This window comes from Hyphobacterium sp. SN044 (assembly GCF_021864465.1).
In the GTDB taxonomy this organism is placed as follows: domain Bacteria; phylum Pseudomonadota; class Alphaproteobacteria; order Caulobacterales; family Maricaulaceae; genus Hyphobacterium.
Window position 1 is genome coordinate 167,601 of the sequence record NZ_JAKKUV010000004.1, and the last position, 21,304, is coordinate 188,904.

Genomic DNA, 21,304 nt, shown 5'->3' on the forward strand with positions numbered 1-21,304 from the left:
AGCACGCATTCCTTCTCCCTCCCCTTGAGGGGAGGGCAGGGGTGGGGTGCGCACCTCGTCAACTCCCCCCCCCCACCCCGACCCTCCCCCGGAGGGGGAGGGAGTCATGAGCGCGTTCGTGAGCGAGGGGCGCACTGATGCCCCGCTACAAGCTGACCCTCGAATATGACGGCGGACCGTTCGCCGGCTGGCAGCGTCAGGACGACGTGCCGACCGTGCAGGGCGTGCTCGAGGCCGCGGCGGAGGCGATCAATGGCGCGCCGGTGACCGCTCATTCGGCCGGTCGCACAGATGCAGGCGTCCACGCGCTGGGGCAGGTCGCGCATCTCGATCTGGAGAAGGATTTCCCGACCCATACGGTGCGCGATGCGCTGAACCAGCATATGCGCCCCCATCCGGTTGCGGTGCTGGAGGCGGAACGCGTCGGCGAGGATTTCCACGCCCGCTTTTCCGCGAAGAAGCGGCATTATCTCTATCGTCTGGTCGACCGGCGGCCGCCGCTGACGCTCGACAAGGGTCATGTCTGGCGCGTGCCCTACCGGCTCGACGCCGAGGCGATGCACCAGGCGGCGCAGGTTCTCGTGGGCCAGCACGACTTCACCACCTTCCGCGACAGCCAGTGCCAGGCCGACAGCCCGGTGAAGACGCTGGAAGCCATTTCGGTGAGCCGGGTAGGCGCGGAGATTCACCTGACCTGCCGCGCCATTTCCTTCCTGCACCGGCAGGTGCGCTCGATGACGGGCAGTCTCGTCGAGGTCGGCAGCGGCAAGTGGTCGGCGCGCGACCTCAGGGCCGTGCTCGACGCTGCCGACCGCCAGCGCTGCGGCCCGGTCGCCCCGCCCGACGGGCTCTACCTGACGAAGGTGGATTACGAGGCCTGAGACGTGGCGAGGGCCTGGGCCAGGGCCTGAACGCCTTCGCGGCTGAGGAAATCCGCCAGCACCACGATGACGCCGGCTCCGGCCACGCGTTCCCATGGGCCTTTCAGAACCGCAAACGCGATCGCGAGATGCAGGGCCGTCAGGAAGGCCGGGTAGAAGATCAGGAAGAAGATGCCGAGGAAGGTCTGGTCGGTGATTCCGGCGACGGCACTCGCTGCGATGAGCATGACAAGGATGGTCTGCGCCAGAACCGACCAGTTCCGCACGGTCAGCCAGGCGGCGAAATGCTGCTTCGTGCCCGTGACGGATACCGCGATGGCGGCGACCAGCGGGAAGACGAGCCAGAGCCTGGCGAGATCGACAAGGTAATACCAGAAGGGCAGATCGATCTGGGCCGCTGCTGTCAGACGGGCGAAGAAGGCCTGCATCAGAACGTAGACCGGCAGACCGATCAGGATGGCGCCGAAGCTGCGGTAGAGGCCCGCCTCGGTGAGGTTGAAGCGTTCGTGCCAGTCCGGGCGGAACAGGAGGATGCGGCCGATCCCGGCCATGGCGAAGGCGGCTTCGGCGAGGAGGCGGATCATGCCTTGCCTCCGCGCAGATAGCCCTCCAGCAGGCGCGTATAGATTCGCGTCAGCGTCTCGACATCGGCGACCGGAACGCGCTCGTCGACCTGGTGCATGGTCGCGCCGACGAGGCCGAACTCGCACACTGCTGCATAGTCCTTGATGAAGCGGGCATCCGACGTTCCGCCGCCGGTCGTGCGCGCCGGGCGATGCCCGGTCTCGGCCTCGACCGCGTCGGACAACAGGTCGGTGAACCAGTCCGGCGTCGACAGGAAGGCGTCGCCCGTGACTTTCAGGTCGAGCGCGATCTGACCGCGCCAGCCGAGCCCGGCGGCCTTGGCCTCGTCTTCGATCCAGCGTTTCAGATCGTCGCCCTTGTGAGCCGTGTTGAAGCGGATGTTGAACTTCGCCGTCGCGGTCTCCGGGATCACGTTGTGCGCCGGATTGCCGACATCGACGGAGGTGATTTCGAGATTGCTCGCCTGGAAATGCGGCGCGCCATTGTCGAGCGTGCGCGCCTTCAGCCGCGCGAGCAGATCCATCAGCACCGGGATCGGATTCTCGGCCTTTTCCGGATAGGCGACATGGCCCTGCCGTCCGGTCACGGTGATGACGCCGTTGAGGCTGCCGCGGCGGCCGATCTTGATCGTGTCGCCGATCGTGTGCGGATTGGTCGGTTCGCCCACGATCACATGGTCGAAGCGTTCGCCTTCGGCGTGGAGCGCCTCAAGCAGCGGCTTGGTGCCGTTTATGGCCGGGCCTTCCTCGTCGCCGGTGATGATGAAGGCGATCGAGCCCCTGGCGTCACCGCCCGCCGTATCGAAGCGGGCAATGGCGGCGGTGAAGGCAGCGATGGCCCCCTTCATGTCCGCCGCGCCGCGCCCCCACAGCATGTCGTCGCGTACGGTCGCCTCGAAGGGCGGGTTGGTCCAGGCGGCTTCCCGTCCGGCGGGGACGACGTCGGTATGGCCGGCAAAGGCGATCACCGGACGCGCCGTGCCGCGCCTGGCATAGAGATTGTCGACATCGCCGAAGGGATAGCGCCGGCAGGTAAAGCCGAGCGCTTCGAGCGCGGCCTGCAGCCGGTCGAGCGCGCCCTCGTCCTTCGGCGTCACGGACGGCGCGCGGATCAGCGCACGGGCGAGCGGGATCGGATCGGAAAGCTGCTCAATCGAATTCGACGACGACATCCTTGCCGTACTCCAGTCCCGCCAGCGCGCACGCGGTCATTAACCGCTTGACCTTCTGATCCTTAGACAGGTTGAGGTCGACATACCATCCGTCGCACAGAATTTCCGGCACAAGCGTCGCGGCGAGGCCGGGTTTGCGCGGATAGAGCGCGGCATGGCTGCGCGCGACGATGCGGCGGGCGCCGGCCATCTCCCGGGAGAGGCGGGGCAGGAGGGAGGGATCGCGTTCGGCGAGCCAGATGAGGGCCTGCTTGTAGGCGGCCTTCTGACTGCCGGCGAGCCAGCGTCTCCCGTCCAGAAACACGGGGTAGTTGCCGGTTCGCCGCTCGCGCGCGGGACCGTTCGGGCGCGGTGATCCTGTGCCGGAGGACAGGGCTTCCCGGGCCGCCGCGCGCAGGGCGCGCTTGATAATGTCCAGCTGCTTCTCCTCCAGCGTCTGGCGCTGGGCCTCGATCAGCTGGTGGGTTTCCAGATCGATCTCGATGACGCGGGTCATGGCGAGGTCCTCACGATCCTGTTCGCGCGAATGGGCCGATGCGCGGCGTGCGCTGGCTCAAGCCGCCTCCGAGTTGCGCGCCCCGATCTCGAGTGCCGGGTTCATCACGGCCGGGGTTCTGCACCGCCCGGGTTCATCACGGCCCGGGTTCATCACAGCCCACAGCCCCGGTTCATCACAGCCCGGGTTTTGCACACTGTGCCTCCGGATGCCTTATAAGCCTTATAAGGTTATCGTAAAGTTCCGCAGAGGATCGTGTGACGTGGGTGGCAGTCCTGAGGCGGCAGTCCTGAGGCGGCGGTCGTGGGGCGGTGGTCGTGGGGCGGTGGTCGTCGGGCGGCAGGCGTGGGGCGGGGCGTGGGTCCTCAGCTATGAGCCGTGGGCGGGGCTTCGCGATGCGCCTCGGATCCTGGATGACCGGATATGGCGGGCGGCTAGGTTTCCAGTCTTGGAATTCCCCGGTTGAAAGAGCAACGCCATGCCCCGTTCGAGTGTGAGCGACGTCGAGGTGAAATCCGGATCGAGCTATCCCGTGCCCTATGACCAGCCTTGCAAGGCGCGCGAGTGGCAGGGTCTGGCCGAGGCCGCCGGGCTGACCCAATTCGGCGTGAATCTGGTACGGCTGAAGCCGGGTGTATGGTCGTCGCAGCGGCACTGGCACAGCCACGAGGACGAGTTCGTCTATCTCGTCGAGGGCGAGGTTGTGCTGGTGACCGATGCGGGCGAGGAGACGATGCGGCCGGGTGATTTCGCCGGCTTTCCGGCCGGCTCGGGAGATGGTCACCACCTGATCAATCGCTCGGACCGGGATGCGGTCTTCCTCGTCGTCGGTTCAAGCCGCGAGGCGGAGGACGCGGTGCATTATTCCGATGTGGACATGCACCTGCCCAACACGCCGGGCGATGGCCGCATCGCCTTTACCCGCAAGGACGGCACGCCTTACTGACGATCGCCGCCGCGAGCGGTGTTGACCTTGGTCATGAACCAGATCGTCGAGACGAGACCCATGGCGAGGACGTAGACGACGGCGGCCCACTGGATGACCGTGTCCGACCAGAAATTGTCGGCGATCAGGATGGCGGAGACGAAGAATATGGCCATCAGGATCTGGAAGAGCGCGAAGCGGATGCCGGATGCGCGGTTCATGGATCAGTCCTCCTGTGTCTGCTGACGGCCGCCCGCGACCCAGAACCAGGCGAAGACGGCGGAGATGAAGGCGAGCATGCCGAAGGCCCCGGTCGCCAGCGTCACATAGCCGAGCGGGACGGCGAGCGCCGCGACGGCAAAGGCCAGCCCGCACAGCACGAAGATTCGGCCGGTGAGGCGTTCCGCGGCGGCGCGGCGTGCCGGATCCCGGCCTTGTGCCGCGATCGGAAGCACGGTCTTCGGCAGATAATTGCCGGTGATGGCGAGGATCAGGCCGATCCCGACCAGTGTCGCACGCTTGTCCGCGCCTTCGGCCAGGCCGAACTCGTTGGCGAAGGCAAAAGCGAGCGCCAGCGAGAGCAGTCCGAGACCGAGGAAGAGGCTGCGGCGCAGATTGCGGTCACGCTCCCGTGCGGCATCGCTGGTCCCGTCGAGAAAGAAGGCGTTGACGGCCAGGGCGATCAGCGCGGCGGCCAGCACGCCGGCCCAGACCGGCATGTTCGCCGGGTCGGCGGCCCAGTTGAGCCCGGACAGGGTCGCGGCCAAAAGTCCCACGGCGAAGACGGGAAAGCGGCTTGCGGTGCGGGTCATTCCGTCACCTCCTTGTCTGCGGGGGGAGGCGGCGGCGATGCGCCTTCCTTCAACTCCCACCCGAACATCGATGCGAAGCCGAGAAGCGCATCTTCCAGCACCGACATCTTGATCTGGTAGATCACGGTCTTGCCCTGTTTCTCCGAGGCGACGAGATCGGCCTCGCGGAGCACCGCGAAATGTGCCGACATGGTCGGTTTCGACACGTCAAAATGCGCGGCGATCTCGCCCGCGCTCATCGGGCGCTGGCGCAGCAGCTCCAGCACCTTGCGGCGGGTCGGATCGGAGAGGGCCTTGAAAACCGTGCTCATGCATCGACGATTAGCTAATCATCGAAATGATGTCAAGAACGATTCGATATCTGGCTAAATGACAAGGTCAGGGGTTTCGCCCTCCCCCTTGAGGGGAGGGCCGGGAGGCTGTGCGTCAGCCAGCCGACCGGGGTGGGGGTAATTGCACACTCACCCCACCCCGCTCCCGTCTTGCTGGCGCAAGCCGCTCGCGTCCCTCCCCTTCAAGGGGAGGGTTGGAACTGCAGCGCCCCCTGCGTAGGAAGGGATGCAGATTGACGGCTATTCTGGGTTCCTGCCTTCGCAGGAACCCCGGACTTCGGGATTCTTTAATTCTGACGCTCCCCGGTTTCGGGGTCCCCGCCTCTGCGGGGAAAACGAAGACCGGGGTCCAATTGGATCCCGGCTCGCCCTGACGGGCGTCCGGGAAACGTCGCACAGTTTCTGAACGCTCACGCCAGCCCTCTCCCTGAAGGGAGAGGGAGTGATGGAGCTTCACCCCCGCAGCAGTTCGTTGACCGCCGTCTTGGCGCGGGTCTTCTCGTCGACGCGCTTGATGATCACGGCGCAATTCAGCGACGGGCCGCCCTTCGGGTCGGGCAGGCTGCCGGGCACGATGACGGCATAGGGCGGGACCTCGCCATAGGTGATCTCGCCGGTCGAACGGTCGACGATCTTCGTGGAGGCGGAGATGAAGACGCCCATGGCCAGCACCGCGCCCTCGCGGACGATGACGCCCTCAACCACTTCAGAGCGCGCGCCGATGAAGGCGCCGTCCTCGATGATGGTCGGATTGGCCTGCAGCGGTTCAAGGACCCCGCCGATGCCCGCTCCCGCGGAGACGTGGACATTCTTCCCGATCTGCGCGCACGAGCCGATCGAGGCCCAGGTGTCGATCATCGCGCCTTCGCCGACATGGGCGCCGATATTGACGTAGGACGGCATCAGCACTGCGCCCGGCGCGATATAGGCGCCGCGGCGGACCGCGCAGGGCGGCACGGCGCGGAAGCCGGCGGCCTTGAACTCGGCCTCGGTCCAGCCCTCGAATTTCGAGGGGACCTTGTCCCACCACACACCGCCGCCAGGTCCACCCTCGATGATCCCCATCGGGTTGAGACGGAAGGACAGCAGCACTGCCTTCTTCAGCCATTGATGCACGGTCCACGACCCGTCGGCTTCGCGCGAGGCGACGCGGGCCTCGCCGCTGTCGAGCTGACCGAGCGCATGTTCGACCGCGGCGCGCAGCTCGGTGTCATTCGCGTCGATCGCGTCGCGATTGTCCCAGGCGGTCTCGATGACGGTCTTCAGCTCGGTCATGGCATTCATTTCGCGGCGATATGGTTGGCGGTGCGCACCTGTCCGAGGAAGGTTCTCAGGCAGTCGGTGGCGTGATGGACGTGACCCGGATGGTGGCCGGGCTCGGCGCACTCCTCGTCGCGCGGGCCGGGCTTCGGCCAGACGAGGATGGTCGTCCAGCCGAGCTCGTGCGCGGTCTTCAGATTGCGCACGGAGTCCTCGAACAGGGTCGCCTCGGCCGGGCGGATGGAAAACCGGTCGGTGAAGCGGTCGAAGCCGGCGCGATGGGGTTTCGGGTTGAAACCGGCGGCCTCGACATCGAACAGGTCATCGAAGCAATGGCTGATCCCCAGACGGTCGCAGACGCGCTCGGCATGCTTCAGCGAGCCATTGGTGTAGACGAGACGGCGTCCGGGCAGGGCCTCGATCCGGGCGGCCAGTTCGGGGTCCGGCGTGATGACGTCGAGATCGATGTCGTGGACGAAGTCGAGGAAATCGCGCGCATCGGTGACCTGGCCATTGGCCATCAGACCGTTCAGCGTCGTGCCGTTTTCGCGCCAGTAGCGCTTTTGCACCTCGCGCGCCTGGTCGCGGGGCAGGTCCAGCAGCTTTGCGACATAGTCGGTCATCAGCCGGTCGACCTGCGTCATCACCTCCGCGTCGGACGGGTAGAGCGTATTGTCGAGATCGAAGACCCAGGTCGAGATGTGGCTGAGATCGGGACCGGTCACTCGGTTTCTCCTCCGCCCGCAGGTGTGTGGTCGGGCATTTCGACTGCAGGCGTGAAATTCGCATTTGTCAGTGTCACGGTGGACAAGCCTTCGACCGGTTCGGCGATCCGCGCAAATCCGGCGGTGGCATAGCCTCGCGACGCGCAATCGGCGCGGCCCTCGGCGGTGAAGCGCGACGGCGCGTAGCAGAAGCTTTCCGTGCCGCCGACCAGCGGGCGGCGGGTCTCGCCCAGAAGCTCGGCATAGAACCAGATATCGGTCGAGGTCAGCCGCGCGGCAATGGCGCGGGTGCAGGAGCCGGGTTCGAGCCGCCACCAGCCGCGCGATTCCCAGATGTCGCCGCGCTGGCGGGCGATGGCGATGGCGGCACGTTCCTCCGTGTCGTTGCAGACCCGCAGGCCGAGGCGCGTGTTGCGGTTGATCGCGGCAGCCTCGATCGCGTCGATCAGTTCGGCGCGGTCGGGCGTGCGCGGCAGGCCGGCATCGCGCACGAAATTTGCGATCGCGCGGTAGGTGCGCTGGCCCTCGACGCCGTCAATGCTGCGGATGTCGTAGCCAGCGGCCTGCAACAGGCGCTGGGTTCCGGCTTCCTGAGCCCGGTCGCCGAAATCGGCCGGTTCGATCAGGACGGCGCGCTGGCGGTGCTCGCCCTCCAGCAGCATGAAGCCGCGGCGTTCGAGTCCGAGCGGCTCGCAGTCGGTGATGCCCTCGACCGCGAAGTCGGACGGGCCGACACACAGATTGATCGGGCCGCGCCACTCGCGCACGCCTTCGAGATAGGCGGCGCTCGAACGGGCATAGAGCAGAAGCGGATCGTCGCTGTCCGGATCGATCTCCGGACCGGTTTCGACGCATTCGCCGGGGCGGAGGCGCGTCCAGCCCTCGACGAGGATGCGATTGTCCTCGCGCCAGGCCAGCGCGGCCTGGGCGATATAGCTCGTCTCGTTGCACAACTCGGCCCCCTCGGCGCGCGCGAGAGGCAGGAGGAAGGCGGCGAGAGCGGCGGCAAGCAGGACGCGGATCATGGCGCCAGTCTAACCGGTGAATTCGGGCGCCAAAGCGGCGACCGCATCACGGAGTTCATCGATCCCATCGCCCTTGGACGAGGAGGTGGCGATGATGACCGGGAAGGCGGCCGGGCGTTTCTCGATCTTCTTCGCGGTCGCAGCGATCACGGCTTCGACTTCGGCGGGCTTCAGCTTGTCGATCTTGGTCAGCACGATCTGATAGCTGACGGCGGCGATGTCGAAATCCTTCATCACCGCTTCGTCGCTGGACTTCAGCCCGTGGCGGGAATCGATCAGCAGGAAGACGCGCTTCAGATTGGGCCGGCCGCGCAGGAAATCGGAGGTCAGGCGGGTCCAGCGCTCGGCGGCCTTCTTTGGCGCCTTGGCGAAGCCATAGCCCGGCAGGTCGACGAGGCGGATCACTCCGGCAAGGTCGAAGAAGTTCAGCTCGCGCGTGCGGCCCGGCTCACCGGAAGCGCGGGCCAGCTGGCGCTGGTTGGCGAGCGCGTTGATCAGGCTCGACTTGCCGACGTTCGACCGCCCGGCGAAGGCCGCTTCGGGCAGATCCGGCGGCGGCAGGCCGTCCATCGCGACGGCCCCGAGCATGAAGGTGACGGGCCGCGCGAAGAGCTGGCGGCCACGACCCTCTTCGGGGGCGGCCGCCCCGGTCAGCGCTCGGCTCCGCGGTTCGTCAGGCGCTTGACCAGCTTGTCGAGCTGCGTCTCCACGCCCTGGCGGCGCATGATCACGTATTGCTGGACCACCGACAGGAAGTTGTTCCACGCCCAGTAGATCACGAGGCCGGCCGCGAACGGCGCCAGCATGAAGGTGAAGAGCAGCGGCAGGAAGGCGAAGATGCGCCGCTGCGTCGGGTCCGGCGGGGGCGGGTTCAGCGATTGCTGCGCCCACATCGTGATGCCCATCAGGATCGGCCAGGCGCCGATCGACAGGAAGGACAGCCAGCCGATGCCCGACGGGTCATAGGGCAGGAGGCCGAACAGGTTGAGGATGCTGGTCGGGTCGCGATCGGACAGGTCCTGGATCCAGCCCGGGAAGGGCTGGTGGCGCATTTCCAGCGTCACGAACAGCGTCTTGTAGAGCGCGTAGAAGATCGGGATCTGCAACAGGATGGGCAGACAGCCGGCGATCGGGTTCACCTTCTCGCGCTGATAGAGCTGGATGATTTCCTGCTGCTGCTTCTGCTTGTCCTCGGCGTATTGCGCGCGGATCTCTTCCATCTTCGGCTGCAGCGCCTTCATCTTCGCCATCGACGCATAGGAGCGGTTGGCGAGCGGGAAGAAGATCAGCTTCACGAGGACGGTCACCGCGAGAATCGCGAAGCCGAAGCCGAAGGGCGGGCCGAACAGCTGGGCCAGCCAGTGCAGCACGGTGAAGTAGGGGCGGGTGAGGAACCAGAACATGCCCCAGTCGACCGCCATGTCGAAACGCTCGATGCCCAGGTCGCGCTCATAGGCCTGCAGGATTTCGACATTCTTCGCGCCGGCGAAGATGCGCGAGGTCGACGTCATCGACGCGCCCGGCGCCAGTTCCGACGGCTGCAGCAGATAGCTCGTCTGGAAGATGTCGTCGCCCTGGCGCTCGATCAGCTGGAAGGTTCCGGTGTATTCCGCCGACTGGTCGGGGATGACGGCGGTCAGCCAGTTCTTCGTGGTGATGCCGACCCAGCCGCCGGAACCGGTCCAGCTGTCCTCGTCGCCCGGATCCATGCTGTTGAATTTCGCGTCGTGCAGGCGGCCGCCGACGATGCCGACCGGGCCTTCGTGCAGGATGAAGAAGTTGGTGAAGTCTTCCGGAATGCCGGTCTGGCGCACCATGCCGTAGCGCGACAGCGTCGCGGCGCTGGCCGAGGTGTTCTCCACCGTGTCGGTCAGCGTGAACATGTAGTTCTCGTCGAGCGCGATGGTGCGGCGGAAGACGAGGCCGTCGCTGCCGCGGAATTCGAGGGTCACCGGCGTGTCCGGGGTCAGCGTATTGCCTTCGACCAGCGTCCACTCGCTGGTGTTGCCGGGGGTGTCGGTCGGGCCGTCGCCTGCGGCGGACCAGCCGTCCTGGGCGAAGAAGGCGCCGGGCGCGCCGCGCGGGTTCAGAAGCACGACCGGCGAATCGTCATCGACCGAAGTTTCGTGGCGCAGCAGGCGCAGATCGTCGATGCGCGCGCCGGTCAGCGACAGCGAGCCGGATACGGCCGGGCCGTCGATCGCGATGCGGGTTTCTGCGGCAAGCGCCTCTTCGCGCGACATGGCGCCGAAGACGCTGCCATCGTCGCCGATCGAGGGGTTGGCCAGTTCGGCTTCCTGCTCGACGCGCGCGGCTTCCTGCGCGGCCTGCCGGCGTTCCGACGCCGGGCCCAGTACGAAGACCTGGTAGAGAACGATGAAGACCAGCGATACGCCGATCGCGATGAACATGTTGCGATTATCGCCCATCGGCGCCGGTCCCCGTCTTCTCTGATCCCGAAGGCCCGCCGCGGAGCGCGGGGGCCAGTTGCATGAGCGCGCTTTTTACATCTTCAAGCAAAAGTGACCAGTCACGCGCTGCCGTTTGCTGCCGTGCGACGAACACATAGTCCGTGCCGGGCACGCCATGAAGGGGCAGAAGTGCACGCGCCGCCTCGCGCAGGCGGCGTTTCGCGCGGTTGCGGACGACCGCGCCGCCGACCTTCTTCGTCGCGGTGAAGCCCACGCGCACTTCGCCCGGCGGACAATCGCCAGTGCGGGCTTGCACGACTGTAGAGGGTCTGACGGCCTTAAGGCCTTGGGCCACAAACAGAAACTGCCGGCGCACCGTGAGGTGGCCGACAGCCAATCTGTCTGCACGGGCTTCGATCAGGCCGAAAGCCGCTTGCGGCCTTTCGCGCGGCGGCGGGCCAGAACCTGACGGCCAGCCTTCGTCGCCATGCGCGCGCGGAAGCCGTGCCGGCGCTTGCGGACAAGCTTGGACGGTTGGAATGTACGTTTCACGGGCGCGCTCCATTGGGAGGTATTCGAAAGAGGCGCGGTCAATACGCGCTGGCATTGCGCCCGTCAAGGCGTGTTCGCCGCCTTGCCGCACACGCGGGCGCGCGCTATGCGCGGACATGACGGGGAGATGAGCGAGAGCAAGAATGACTCCGGAGCGGGGCAGGGGCGGTTCGCCTTTGTCCGCGCCTTTGGACGGGCGGCGCTGCTCAGCCTGCCCGGACGCCTCCTCCTGTTCATTATCGTCTATGTGATGCTGGCGCAGATGGTGATCTTCCTGCCGCTGGCCTCGGCGTTCCGCTCGTCGTGGATGGTGGAGCGGATCCAGGCCGCACACATCGCCGCCCTGTCCGCCGACGTGGCGATGGAAGAGGCGCTGGGCGAGGTGGAGGTGCGCGATCTCCTCTCCGGGGCCGACGCGGTCGCCGTGGCGCGGGTGATCGACGGGCGCAACGAGCTCGTCCTCTATGGCGGGCCGATCGCCGGCACGCTGGTCAGCGTCGACCGCGGCGAACTCAACTGGCTCGACGACATCGTCCAGACGGCGGGCACCTTCGTCGCGCCGGAGGGGCGGTATCTGCGCATCGTCGATTCGCCGATGAGCCGGCCGGACGTGATCCTCGACGTCATCGTTCCCGAAGCGCCCTTGAAGCGCGAACTCCTCAACTATTCCGCCGGCCTGTTCTGGCTGTCCGCCTTCATCGCGGTGGTCACCGGGGCGCTGATCTATGTCACGCTCTTCTACATGTTCGTGCGGCCGATGCGGCGGCTATCGGCGGAGATGGCCCGCTTCCAGCGCGACCCGGAAAACCCGGCCAAGGCGATCCGCCCGTCGGGCCGCCGCGACGAGATCGGCCAGGCCGAAGTCGCGCTGTCCGCGATGCAGGACGATATCCGCCAGGCCTTCAAGCAGCGCGAGCGGCTCGCCGCGCTCGGCGCCGCCATCGCCAAGATCAATCACGACCTGCGCAATGTCCTCTCCAGCGCCCAGCTCGTCTCGGACAGTCTCGCCACGTCGGAGGACGAGCGCGTCCGCCGTCAGGGCTCGCGCCTCGTCCGCGCCATCGGGCGCGGCATCCGCCTGTGCGAGGAGACGCTGAAATTCGGCCGGTCGGAGGAAGCCCCGCCCGTGCCACAGGCTGTGGATATCCACGCCGCGGTGGAGGAGGCCGCCGCCGACGCCTTCCTCAGCGAGGGTCAGGCGGACTGGACGAACGCCCTGCCCGCCGGGCTGACCGTTACGGCGGACCCGGACCATGTCCACCGCATCTTCCTCAACCTGTTCCGAAATGCGCTGCAGGCGATGGGGCAGGAGGGCTGCTGCCTCACCGTTTCACGGGCGGAGGGCGAGGGGGATGACGGCGTCGTCACCATCCTCGTCGCCGATACCGGCGCGGGCATACCGGAGAAGGTGCGCGGCAAGCTGTTCCAGCCCTTCTCGGGCACATCGCGCAAGGACGGGACGGGGCTGGGCCTCGCCACCGCCCGCGAGCTCGCCCGCGCCAATGGCGGCGACCTCGAACTGGTCTCGACCGGCGCGGACGGGACGGTGTTCGGGGTCAGGTTGGGGGCAACACATTAATTGCAACTTATAATTCAGACGACTATCTTCGAGTCAGGAAAATGATTTCACTACCGAGCTAAGAGATAGCGCATGGCTGGGGACTGGATAGTATTTATCGACACCAATGTTCTGCTTGATTTTTATCGGCAGGGTGGTGAGAGCGTATCACGCCAAACACAGGCGCTTATCAAACATAAAGAAAGAATAATCACCGGCGATCAAGTTAGAATGGAGTTTCTAAAAAATCGTCAAATCGTAATTAAACAAGGTTCGGAAAGCATCCCAAAGACAGAAAATTTTACGCCTCCAGCGATGGTGGCGGAGTCGCAGCCAGCAGGTGCAGTTCGGAAGCGATTAGCGGAATTGAATAAATTTAAGGGAAAACTCAAGAAACGTTTTTCAAATATATTAGAAAAACCCGCACAATATGATCCAGTATATAAAGCCGTTAATAAGATATTTGATCATAAAGGTCCAAACAACTTATCAAGACCGGGCTCTCGTCGATTTTATATAAGAAATTTGGCCCGAAAGAGATTTATATTGGGTTATCCCCCAAGAAAATCTGGCGATAACTCAATTGGTGATGCTCTAAACTGGGAGTGGATTATTGATTGTGCTACAAAGTCGCCCAATAATACAGGTGTATTAATTGTCACCAGGGATGAGGATTTCGGTGTTTATTTTAATAAGAAAATGTATTTGAACGATTGGCTTTATCGTGAATTTAGAGATCGCGTCTCCAGGAAAAAACCGATCGAGATAACAGCAAAATTAAGCGATGCGATAAAAATGCTTGACGAGGTGGTTAACCAAGAAGACGAGAAAGTTGAAGAACAGATTGTCGAGATGCGGATGCGACGAAATCGAGCGGTTCACGAAGGGTCGCCACATATTACCAATGATCAGATTGAGGCTTGGTTGGCTTCGATAGAGCCTCTAAGCGACGAAGGTGCGGACAACGATTAGTCCGCTTTTATCCCCACCCTCTTTCCTTCGCCCCATACTCGTCTCACCTCGCCGTGCGGGAAGGGGGCGGTCTGCAGTCGTCTCAAATCGCGGCGGCGGGGGGTGATGCCTCGAGCCTGACCGGCGAGACGAACCGGTCAGGTGAAAGAGCGGCCGGAACGTAAGCCCCTGGCAGCGAAAGCGCGGGGGGACCGGGAGATCCCGCAGGACCGGCAGCGGAGCGAGGGTTCGGGAGGCCCGAAGCCTGAAAGACGGCCTAGGGAGACATCCACCGGAAACCCGCCGCGAGGCCCCGGCCAGACCCAGAATATCGGGCGCGGCGCGGGAACGGGTCCGGCGAGGCTGGCGGAAACCGGCTGTGCCGTAAGACGCCCGGACCGGCCGAGAAAACATCACCGCGCGGGAGGCCTCTGCGGGCCACCCACAAAAAATTGCCATCGGTTCGCGAGCTTGCCTCCCGCGCACCCCTTCCTCTCTACGCTCCGCGGCCCGAGGCCGGCGGGGGTGGTGGTGGTTCCTTTCCCCCTCACCCCAGCCCTCTCCCTCAAGGGAGAGGGAGTCGCGTCGGCGCGTCGTCCACGGCTGCGCTCCATTTCGCGCCAACATAATTCCCTCTCCCTGCAGGGAGAGGGTTAGGGTGAGGGGTCTTCGTAAAGGACGCCGATGCCCGAGAAGCTGACACCGCTGGCGCGTACGCTCCGCCGCAACATGACCGATGCGGAATGGAAGCTGTGGGGGATGCTGCGCGACCGGCCGCTCGGCTTCAAATTCCGCCGCCAGCAGCCGGTTGAGGGCTATATCGCCGACTTCGCCTGCTTTGCTGCACGGCTGATCATCGAGGCCGATGGCGGGCAGCACAATGGCGATCCCGCCGACCTCGTGCGCACGCAGGCGCTGGAGGCCGCCGGGTGGCGGGTGCTGCGCTTCTGGAACAACGAGATCCTGACCAATCCCGAAGGCGTGTGGACGGTGATCGCCGAGGCGCTGAGAACGCCGCTCGCTGGCGATTGAAAGACCCCTCATCCGGTCCTTCGGACCACCTTCTCCCTGTAGGGAGAAGGAAGTTACTCCCCCACCACGCCTTCCCGCCTTGGATCGGCGCCGCCGAGGAGACTGCCGTCCGGCTGGACGATGACGGCGTGGAGGCCGGAGTTTTCCGTGCGGTTGGCGTCGAGCACGAAGCCAAGATCGGCGAGGCCCGCGGCGAGGTCGGCCGGGAAGCTCTCCTCGATGCGGATGATGTCGCCGCGCGCCACGACATTCGGCAGGGCGATCGCCTCAGCCGGCGTCAGACCCCAGTCGAGCATGCCGACGAGGGATTTGGCGACATAGGCGATGATCGAACTTCCCCCCGGCGAGCCGGTGGCGAGATAAAACTCCCCGTCGGCGTCGAGCACGATGGTCGGCGACATGGAGGAGCGGGGCCGCTTGCCGCCCGCGACCGCGTTGGCGACGAGATTGCCCGCCTCATCATGGGCGATGAAGGAAAAGTCGGTCAGCTGGTTGTTCAAGAGGAAGCCGCCGACCATGCGCTGGTTGCCGAAGACGGATTCCACTGTCGCGGTCATCGAGACGACATTGCCCCAGCGGTCGGCGACGACGAAATGCGTGGTGCCGCCGGGTTCGGCGGTCGCGTCGGGCTGGGGCGCGTCGACGCCTGGCGGGGTGCCGGGCAGGGCGGTCTCGATCGCGGTCTCGCGGTCGATCAACGCGGCGCGTTCAGCGAGATATCCCGCGTCAAGGAGGCCCGCGACCGGGACGTTCGCGAAGGCCGGGTCGCCGACATAGGCGTCGCGGTCGGCATAGGCGAGGCGGCTCGCCTCGATGAAGCGGCGCCAGCCTTCGAGCGTGTCGGGGCCGGTCGCCGTCATGTCATAGGGTTCGAGGAGGGCCAGAAGCTCGTTCACCGTCACCCCGCCCGAGGCCGGGGGCGGCGCGCCGCAGACAAGCCAGACGCGGTAGGCGCGGCAGATGGCGTCGCGGCGGATCGCTTCGTAGCCGCTCAAATCCTCCAGCGTCATGCCGCCGGGCAGGGCATCGCCATTGACGGCTTCGACGATGGCCTCGGCGATCTCGCCTTCGTAGAAATTGCGCCAGTCGGCGGCGACGGCGCGCAGCGTGTCGGCGTAGTCCGGATTGCGCAGCAGGTGGCCCACCGGCAGGGGCGATCCGTCCGGCAGGTAATAATGCGCCCGCGTCGAGGGGCGGGTGGCGAAGGGCAGGCCGCGTTCCTGCATCGCGACAAGGAAGCCCTGCATGCGCGGGGAGACTTCAAAGCCGGCCTCCGCCAGCTCGATCGCAGGGTCGAAATTCTCCGCCCACTCCTGGCGGCCATGATCCTCATGCGCCAGGGCCAGCATGGCGACGAGGCCGGGCACGCCGACGGCGCGGCCGCTGGTCGCCGCATTGATGAAACCGAGCGCTTCGCCGTCCGGACCCAGGAAGCGGTCGGGCGCCGCGCTCATCGGGGCGGTTTCGCGCCCGTCATAGACAGTGATCTCGCCGGTTTCGCCGTCATAGAAGGTCATGAAGGCGCCGCCGCCGAGCCCGCTCGATTGCGGCTCGACCATGGACAGGACGGTCTCCACCGCGATGGCCGCGTCGACCGCGCTGCCCCCGGCATTGAGCACTGCCAGCCCGGCCTCCACCGCATGCGGGTTCGCCGCGGCGACCATTTGCGGATGTTCGGCCGCCGGTTCGACCGCCGCTTCGGGGGCAGGGGCCTCCTGCGCCAGCATCGGCATCGAGGAACAGGCCGCGAGGGCGAGGGCGGCGAAAATCGGCAGAAAACGCATGGAGAGACTTGTCCCTTTCGTACTGCCGGTCACCATAGCGCCTGAATGAACAAGCGGAAGAGGCCAGACATGCCGGGACCGGGCGCGCGCAATCTGATCACCGATGTGGCGGGGGTGAAGATCGGCCAGGCCGCGGATGCGTCCGTGCGCACCGGCGTAACGGTGATCCTGCCCGACGAACGCGCCGTCTGCGCCGTCGACGTGCGCGGCGGCGGGCCGGGCACGCGGGAAACCGATGCGCTGGCCCCGCACACGCTGGTCGATGCGGTCGATGCCGTCGTGCTGTCGGGCGGCTCGTCCTGGGGGCTCGCCGCCGGGGATGCGGTCGCGGCGGCGCTGGGCGCGAAGCGGCGCGGCTATGTGGTGTTCGACGATCCGGCCATTCCGGTGTCGCCGGTCGTGCCGGCGGCCATCCTCTACGATCTCAACAATGGCGGGGCGAAGGTGTGGGGCGAGGATCCGCCCTACCGGACACTGGCCCGCTCGGCATTGGACGGCGCCGGCGAGGACTTTGTCCTCGGGCGGGCCGGGGCCGGCTATGGTGCCATGGCCGGTGCGGTGACGGGCGGTCTGGGGTCTGCCTCTTTCGTCACGGCGGACGGCATCACGATCGGCGCGATCGTCGCGGTCAATTCCTTCGGCTCGGTCCTGGTGCCCGGGAGTGAGGCCTATTGGGCATCGCCCTTCGAGCTGAACGGTGAGTTTGGCGGGCAGGCCATTCCCGCCGGCGCGTCACCGGGCGAGGATTGGGGCGCGGCAAAGATCAATCCCGGCGCGGGACAGAACACGACCATCGCCTGTGTCGCAACCGACGCGGTCCTGACCCCGGCGCAGGCGCAGCGCATCGCCGTGATGGCGCAGGGCGGGCTGGCCCGGGCCATCCGTCCCTCGCATACGCCGTTCGACGGCGACACGGTGTTCGTGATGTCGACGGGGCGCGTGCCCTTGCCGGACCCGGCGGCGCTGACCCTGTCGCGGCTTGGTTCGCTGGCCGCCGACACGCTCGCCCGGGCGATCGCGCGGGGCGTTCACGAAGCCCGGACGGCGGGCTGAAACCCTGCCCTGACGGGGCTCAAGCGGGGCGCTGCACAAGGCCTGCTCGCGGCCTTGCCATGAGCGGAAAGCGCGGCTAGTTTCCGCGCCTCTCGCGCAGGGGTCTGCCCCCGCGCCGGAACGGCAGGCGCCCGTAGCTCAGCTGGATAGAGCACCAGACTACGAATCTGGGGGTCAGAGGTTCGAATCCTTTCGGGCGCGCCATATCTTTCAATAGCTTACATGAATTCGGATCGCGGCGAATTTCGTCGAGGGCGCACCATGGGCGCACCGATTTGACCAAACTGTTTCTGCGATTTTTTATTCGCTGAGTTTCGGTCGCGGAGGCCTTGATGGCGCGCAGGACGACGATTCACTTTGGCGAGTTCGACGAGCTGTCAGCGGAAGACGGAACCATTGTGTTCGCCGCGATGAGTTACCTCGAAGGAAAGCGTCCTTCACTCCAATCGAAATGCGTGAATGAACAATCGATCATTGACCGAACTGGGGGACCAAGCAGAGAAACTGATTTATTTGAAATAGAACGCTTTCTTCAGGTTTACCGTTACGAGGCGGAGGTGTGTCTCGAGTGGCTTAATACGCTTGATCCGATGCAAAAAAATGCGGACGGCATTCCAATTGCCAAGGCCTTGCGGATTATTCGACATCTTTGTGTCGACATCAGAGGTGCGTGCTCCGATCTCGAGCGAGCCCTGAAGGTCGGAGATACCTCAGCAGCTGCACTGATTGGCCTCAAACTTTCAGCCGCAATTGGACGAAAGCGGTTTCTTGCCGATGACATGAACTTTTACATGACTGGAGTCCGGTCGCGCAGAAAGAAGGTCCGCGAGAAGGACCTGGAAGTTGCCAAATTGCGTCGGTTCGCCCGTGCCGAGGCGCGGCAAATGAAAAGTCGCAATTCGTCGCTCAGTAACCGCGACATTGCAGAGCGTCTGGCAGAGCGGACCGATTTTAAGGGGCGCTCTCCCGAGACGATCCGGAAGTATCTCTCGAAAAAGTATGGCGCGTTGTAGATGAAATTGGGTGGTCAAAGATGAACCCACCCACGATCAGTTGCAGAGCCGATTTCGTGCCAGGCGGTTTCCTGGCTTCGAATTGGATGCACGATCATGTCCGAACAACTTCTTTTGTCGCCGAAGGCTGCGGCGGCGTATCTGGGTTTGGCGCCGTCTACGCTCGCCAAATGGCGGGTTGATGGAACAGGGCCGACCTACCTGAAGCTGGGCTCCGCGGTCCGGTACAAACTCGATGACCTCTCAGATTGGTTAGACAGCCGATCGTACTCGAGCACGTCTGCCACTCGTAGCGAGAGATAGGCGATGTCGGGTTTTATTCGGTTGCCGAAAGGCGCGCCTGGTGATCCGCGCCTTTTCCCGATCGATGTTCGAATCTTAGCAGCGATATGCTTGCATCTGGATGGTCGAACGAACCGATGCCACCCTTCGCAAGGTCGCATTGCCAAGCTGGCTGGATGTTCGAGACAGAGAGTTAATGAGGCGGTCGGGCGCCTCAAGGATCTAGGTTATCTCGAAGCGCGAGGGCGGGTGCGCCCAAATGGAACGAATACGACGTGCGCCTATTCGGTTCAGTTCGACTCGATTGCGTTCTCATCACTCACCTCAGCTGACCCCGATGGTTCGGATGAGCTTAATGAGAGTGTCGCCTCTGAGTTGACAGCAGAAGTCGTGCTTGGCGCGACACCAGATGTAACTCCTGACGTGACTGCTAAGTTAGAACAAGAACCATTGAACAATAGCTGTAGCCCCAAGGCGACAGCGGGTTCGAAAGATCACTCAGACTTCTTGTCGGCAGACCCTCGCGATCAGAAGGAGGCTGACGCTTATGCAGGCCGTGGGGAGCTAACCGAAACCACGTATCCAGAAGTTCGGTCCCAATGGCGGAAAATTCTCGGTCCAGAGGCTTGGCGAGATGGAGTTCTCGCCCGGCTTCGGTGTCGAGGAAACACGCTATGCGCTGCCAATTGGTTCGAAGTGCTCGCGGTCTACGAACGTCATAGACTTCTCTTGGCAAAGTCCGGGGTTCGGGTGCTGATCGATATCGGATCCGGCCGGAGCGTCAGTCTTTCCGCGGGTCCTTCCAGTGGTTGAACCGATATGGCCAGACCGAAGGCGAATGCCGTTTCTAGTGGGGCTCTATTCAAAAAGCTGCACGGTTAACTCTAAATATGCACGCTATGCACGGTTTTAAAACGAATAAACCTCTCGACTGAAAATATATAAGTTTCATTATAGAAGCGTCACGCAAAAGTCGCTCTAGTATCGGTCATGAAAAACTGTAATTCTTGAAACGCCCTGGCGATCATCAAAAATTTCATGCTTTATTTCATCGACACGTTTCTCACGTTCTTGTCCATCTCCGATAAACAGTTCAGTTCTATATAAATTTAGCATTTTCGATATATGATGTGGTATACTGTCCCTAATTATCGGAACTGTTCTTTCCTGACCTAATTCTGAATACTCGCCATCTCGTATCATAATTGGAATTTTCGAGTAGTTGTTTTCAACGGCTTCCAAAAGGTTTTGATTGTAGTTACAAACCAGACGGTGAAACGGCATAGTCAAAGGATGCACGGCACCGAAGTCGTTTGTGCTCCCCAACGTCAGTATTCCCCTAGCATCGGCTACACAGCAACCCCAATAGCTAGGCAGCCGATAATCATGGTGACAAGTGAAAATTCTAGGCTCAATCGGGGCTATTGGAGGATCGAAGTTGTAGAAGCAGTAAAGTGGCATATAGCCATCTGAACTGCACGATTTAATTAGGGCTTCGGTTTGATTCTTGTAATGTAATTTTTCGTATTTCGCACTTGGATACAAACGCTTTGCCTGGAGGCGCATTTTAATAGCTTCATTGTTTCGAACAAAAACCCACTCCCAGTCGCCTCCGTCTTGGGCCTCCTTCGACCGAGAAATTGAATTGAGATAAATCCCGGTGCCTCTAAGCTTACGCTTCAACAGGAATATTAGCCGCTGCGTGAGCGTTTCCTCGTGAAAGGTTTCACCTTGGCGATGGGCATAATTTGCCTCATTCCAGAGGGACGAAGACACATCTCGAAATTTATAACAAATATCCATTGTGTGTGTCCTTTGACATCCCATGTGGGCGGCAAGCTTGTTTATTGGATCTTGCCAAACTTGAAGGTGGAGTTTTTCTTGTGTCATTAACTTCCCGGTGCTCCACACTGCCGACAACGAAGCGACTAATTTTGCGAAATAATGGGTAGCCGTTGGTCCGCCGGCACCGTCAGATCCGCGGCCCGTATCTGGCCCGGCGTCAGAGAGCGTTGACCGGAAAACGTCGGGGGTAGCTTAGCAACTGCCAGATGCTCAGGCCCATTAAATACGATTTCCCCGCACTGCCGCTCGAAATCCAGGTCGAAGAAAAGCAGATGGTCGGCGCGGGTTTCTGTCTGTCGGAAAGCGGGGCCGCGTTTCGTCCCGGTCGCTTTTACCTGAACCGTCGTTGTGCCGTCTGGGGCAAAGCCGTCGATACCTTCGTAGGATTTCCTTTCAACCAACCGAATGCCGAACAGCTCAACAGCGATGGCCTCACCGATGTCCCCAACCAAATTGCCATCGAGCGTGAACGACAAATCTGCGTCCGCACGCTGGGCTGCGAGGATGGCTCGATAGTACTTACGCAATCTATTTCGAGCCTCGACAAGCTTCCGAATTTGCGGGGGTAAGCTGAATGACATCACGGTTCGAACCTTCCGAGCAGAGTGAGT

25 protein-coding genes and 1 tRNA gene are annotated in these 21,304 nt (G+C 63.6%); 10 read left to right on the top strand and 16 right to left on the bottom strand.

Going from position 1 to position 21,304, the window contains the following annotated elements:
• Positions 1-137 precede the first annotated feature (137 nt).
• A complete protein-coding gene (gene truA / locus L5876_RS07390; protein WP_236955533.1) occupies positions 138-881 on the top strand; it encodes a tRNA pseudouridine(38-40) synthase TruA in 744 nt (247 codons plus the stop codon).
• On the opposite strand, the gene L5876_RS07395 is transcribed toward truA, so the two are convergent.
• Genes L5876_RS07395 through L5876_RS07405 form a run of 3 tightly spaced genes read right to left on the bottom strand, consistent with a single transcriptional unit; the run spans position 869 to position 3,133 of the window.
• Positions 869-1,465 (bottom strand): hypothetical protein, encoded by a 597-nt coding sequence (locus L5876_RS07395; RefSeq protein ID WP_236955534.1) that lies wholly within the window; start codon positions 1,463-1,465, stop codon positions 869-871. The genes truA and L5876_RS07395 overlap by 13 nt on opposite strands.
• The gene (gene dapE / locus L5876_RS07400; RefSeq protein WP_236955535.1) at positions 1,462-2,637 is read right to left on the bottom strand and encodes a succinyl-diaminopimelate desuccinylase; all 1,176 of its coding nucleotides are present in this window, start codon (positions 2,635-2,637) and stop codon (positions 1,462-1,464) included. Before dapE ends, L5876_RS07395 begins: the two co-directional genes overlap by 4 nt.
• Complete coding sequence (locus L5876_RS07405) at positions 2,615-3,133, bottom strand: hypothetical protein (RefSeq protein ID WP_236955536.1); 519 nt, start codon at positions 3,131-3,133, stop codon at positions 2,615-2,617. The genes dapE and L5876_RS07405 overlap by 23 nt, the downstream gene beginning before the upstream one ends.
• A 478-nt stretch (positions 3,134-3,611) precedes the next feature.
• Here L5876_RS07405 and L5876_RS07410 point away from each other — a divergent pair, with 478 nt between their 5' ends.
• A complete protein-coding gene (locus L5876_RS07410) occupies positions 3,612-4,079 on the top strand; it encodes a cupin domain-containing protein (RefSeq protein WP_236955538.1) in 468 nt (155 codons plus the stop codon).
• Here L5876_RS07410 and L5876_RS07415 read toward each other — a convergent pair.
• The 10 genes from L5876_RS07415 to rpmH all read right to left on the bottom strand — a co-directional run bounded on the left by L5876_RS07415 (position 4,073) and on the right by rpmH (position 11,175).
• Positions 4,073-4,279, bottom strand: a complete 207-nt coding sequence (locus L5876_RS07415; RefSeq protein WP_236955540.1) for a hypothetical protein — start codon at positions 4,277-4,279, stop codon at positions 4,073-4,075. The genes L5876_RS07410 and L5876_RS07415 overlap by 7 nt on opposite strands.
• A 3-nt stretch (positions 4,280-4,282) precedes the next feature.
• Positions 4,283-4,870, bottom strand: a complete 588-nt coding sequence (locus tag L5876_RS07420; protein ID WP_236955541.1) for a hypothetical protein — start codon at positions 4,868-4,870, stop codon at positions 4,283-4,285.
• Positions 4,867-5,181 (bottom strand): autorepressor SdpR family transcription factor, encoded by a 315-nt coding sequence (locus tag L5876_RS07425; protein ID WP_039710711.1) that lies wholly within the window; start codon positions 5,179-5,181, stop codon positions 4,867-4,869. Before L5876_RS07425 ends, L5876_RS07420 begins: the two co-directional genes overlap by 4 nt.
• A gap of 474 nt (positions 5,182-5,655) precedes the next feature.
• Positions 5,656-6,477 (bottom strand): 2,3,4,5-tetrahydropyridine-2,6-dicarboxylate N-succinyltransferase, encoded by an 822-nt coding sequence (gene dapD, locus L5876_RS07430; RefSeq protein WP_236955542.1) that lies wholly within the window; start codon positions 6,475-6,477, stop codon positions 5,656-5,658.
• Between the two features lie 5 nt (positions 6,478-6,482).
• Positions 6,483-7,187 (bottom strand): pyrimidine 5'-nucleotidase, encoded by a 705-nt coding sequence (locus tag L5876_RS07435; RefSeq protein WP_236955543.1) that lies wholly within the window; start codon positions 7,185-7,187, stop codon positions 6,483-6,485.
• Positions 7,184-8,212 carry a DUF1036 domain-containing protein gene (locus L5876_RS07440; RefSeq protein WP_236955544.1) on the bottom strand — a complete coding sequence of 343 codons (1,029 nt, stop codon included), beginning with the start codon at positions 8,210-8,212 and terminating at the stop codon, positions 7,184-7,186. The genes L5876_RS07435 and L5876_RS07440 overlap by 4 nt, the downstream gene beginning before the upstream one ends.
• 9 nt (positions 8,213-8,221) lie before the next feature.
• On the bottom strand, positions 8,222-8,800 hold the full coding sequence (gene yihA, locus L5876_RS07445; RefSeq protein ID WP_236955545.1) for a ribosome biogenesis GTP-binding protein YihA/YsxC: 579 nt from the start codon (positions 8,798-8,800) through the stop codon (positions 8,222-8,224).
• Positions 8,801-8,862: 62 nt separating this feature from the next.
• Positions 8,863-10,641, bottom strand: coding sequence for a membrane protein insertase YidC (gene yidC, locus L5876_RS07450; protein WP_236955546.1), 1,779 nt, complete (start codon positions 10,639-10,641; stop codon positions 8,863-8,865).
• A complete protein-coding gene (gene rnpA / locus L5876_RS07455; RefSeq protein WP_370469064.1) occupies positions 10,631-11,041 on the bottom strand; it encodes a ribonuclease P protein component in 411 nt (136 codons plus the stop codon). Before rnpA ends, yidC begins: the two co-directional genes overlap by 11 nt.
• Entirely contained in the window at positions 11,041-11,175 is a 135-nt protein-coding gene (rpmH, locus tag L5876_RS07460) for a 50S ribosomal protein L34 (protein ID WP_236955547.1), read from the bottom strand. Before rpmH ends, rnpA begins: the two co-directional genes overlap by 1 nt.
• Positions 11,176-11,302: 127 nt before the next feature.
• Here rpmH and L5876_RS07465 point away from each other — a divergent pair, with 127 nt between their 5' ends.
• From L5876_RS07465 to L5876_RS07475, 3 genes are all read left to right on the top strand, one after another.
• The gene (locus L5876_RS07465) at positions 11,303-12,754 is read left to right on the top strand and encodes a HAMP domain-containing sensor histidine kinase (RefSeq protein ID WP_236955548.1); all 1,452 of its coding nucleotides are present in this window, start codon (positions 11,303-11,305) and stop codon (positions 12,752-12,754) included.
• 72 nt (positions 12,755-12,826) lie between these two features.
• On the top strand, positions 12,827-13,705 hold the full coding sequence (locus tag L5876_RS07470; RefSeq protein WP_236955550.1) for a PIN domain-containing protein: 879 nt from the start codon (positions 12,827-12,829) through the stop codon (positions 13,703-13,705).
• Between the two features lie 663 nt (positions 13,706-14,368).
• Positions 14,369-14,716, top strand: a complete 348-nt coding sequence (locus L5876_RS07475; protein ID WP_236955551.1) for an endonuclease domain-containing protein — start codon at positions 14,369-14,371, stop codon at positions 14,714-14,716.
• Between the two features lie 53 nt (positions 14,717-14,769).
• On the opposite strand, the gene ggt is transcribed toward L5876_RS07475, so the two are convergent.
• Positions 14,770-16,500 (bottom strand): gamma-glutamyltransferase, encoded by a 1,731-nt coding sequence (gene ggt / locus L5876_RS07480; protein ID WP_236955553.1) that lies wholly within the window; start codon positions 16,498-16,500, stop codon positions 14,770-14,772.
• 69 nt (positions 16,501-16,569) lie between these two features.
• Between ggt and L5876_RS07485 the strand changes: the two genes are divergently transcribed.
• The 5 genes from L5876_RS07485 (at position 16,570) to L5876_RS14855 (ending at position 19,661) form a co-directional block, all read left to right on the top strand.
• Complete coding sequence (locus L5876_RS07485; RefSeq protein ID WP_236955554.1) at positions 16,570-17,553, top strand: P1 family peptidase; 984 nt, start codon at positions 16,570-16,572, stop codon at positions 17,551-17,553.
• 127 nt (positions 17,554-17,680) lie between these two features.
• Positions 17,681-17,757, top strand: a tRNA-Arg gene (locus tag L5876_RS07490).
• A 128-nt stretch (positions 17,758-17,885) separates the two neighbouring features.
• Entirely contained in the window at positions 17,886-18,566 is a 681-nt protein-coding gene (locus L5876_RS07495) for a hypothetical protein (protein ID WP_236955555.1), read from the top strand.
• Positions 18,567-18,662: 96 nt separating this feature from the next.
• Positions 18,663-18,869 (top strand): AlpA family transcriptional regulator, encoded by a 207-nt coding sequence (locus tag L5876_RS07500; protein WP_236955556.1) that lies wholly within the window; start codon positions 18,663-18,665, stop codon positions 18,867-18,869.
• Between the two features lie 3 nt (positions 18,870-18,872).
• Entirely contained in the window at positions 18,873-19,661 is a 789-nt protein-coding gene (locus tag L5876_RS14855) for a helix-turn-helix domain-containing protein (protein ID WP_369281019.1), read from the top strand.
• 165 nt (positions 19,662-19,826) lie between these two features.
• On the opposite strand, the gene L5876_RS07505 is transcribed toward L5876_RS14855, so the two are convergent.
• Together L5876_RS07505 and L5876_RS07510 are read right to left on the bottom strand one after the other, a co-directional pair.
• Positions 19,827-20,738 carry a DUF6615 family protein gene (locus tag L5876_RS07505; RefSeq protein WP_236955557.1) on the bottom strand — a complete coding sequence of 304 codons (912 nt, stop codon included), beginning with the start codon at positions 20,736-20,738 and terminating at the stop codon, positions 19,827-19,829.
• A 38-nt stretch (positions 20,739-20,776) separates the two neighbouring features.
• Positions 20,777-21,169: a hypothetical protein gene (locus L5876_RS07510; protein WP_236955558.1), complete on the bottom strand. Its 393-nt coding sequence runs from the start codon at positions 21,167-21,169 to the stop codon at positions 20,777-20,779.
• Between the last annotated feature and the right edge of the window lie 135 nt (positions 21,170-21,304).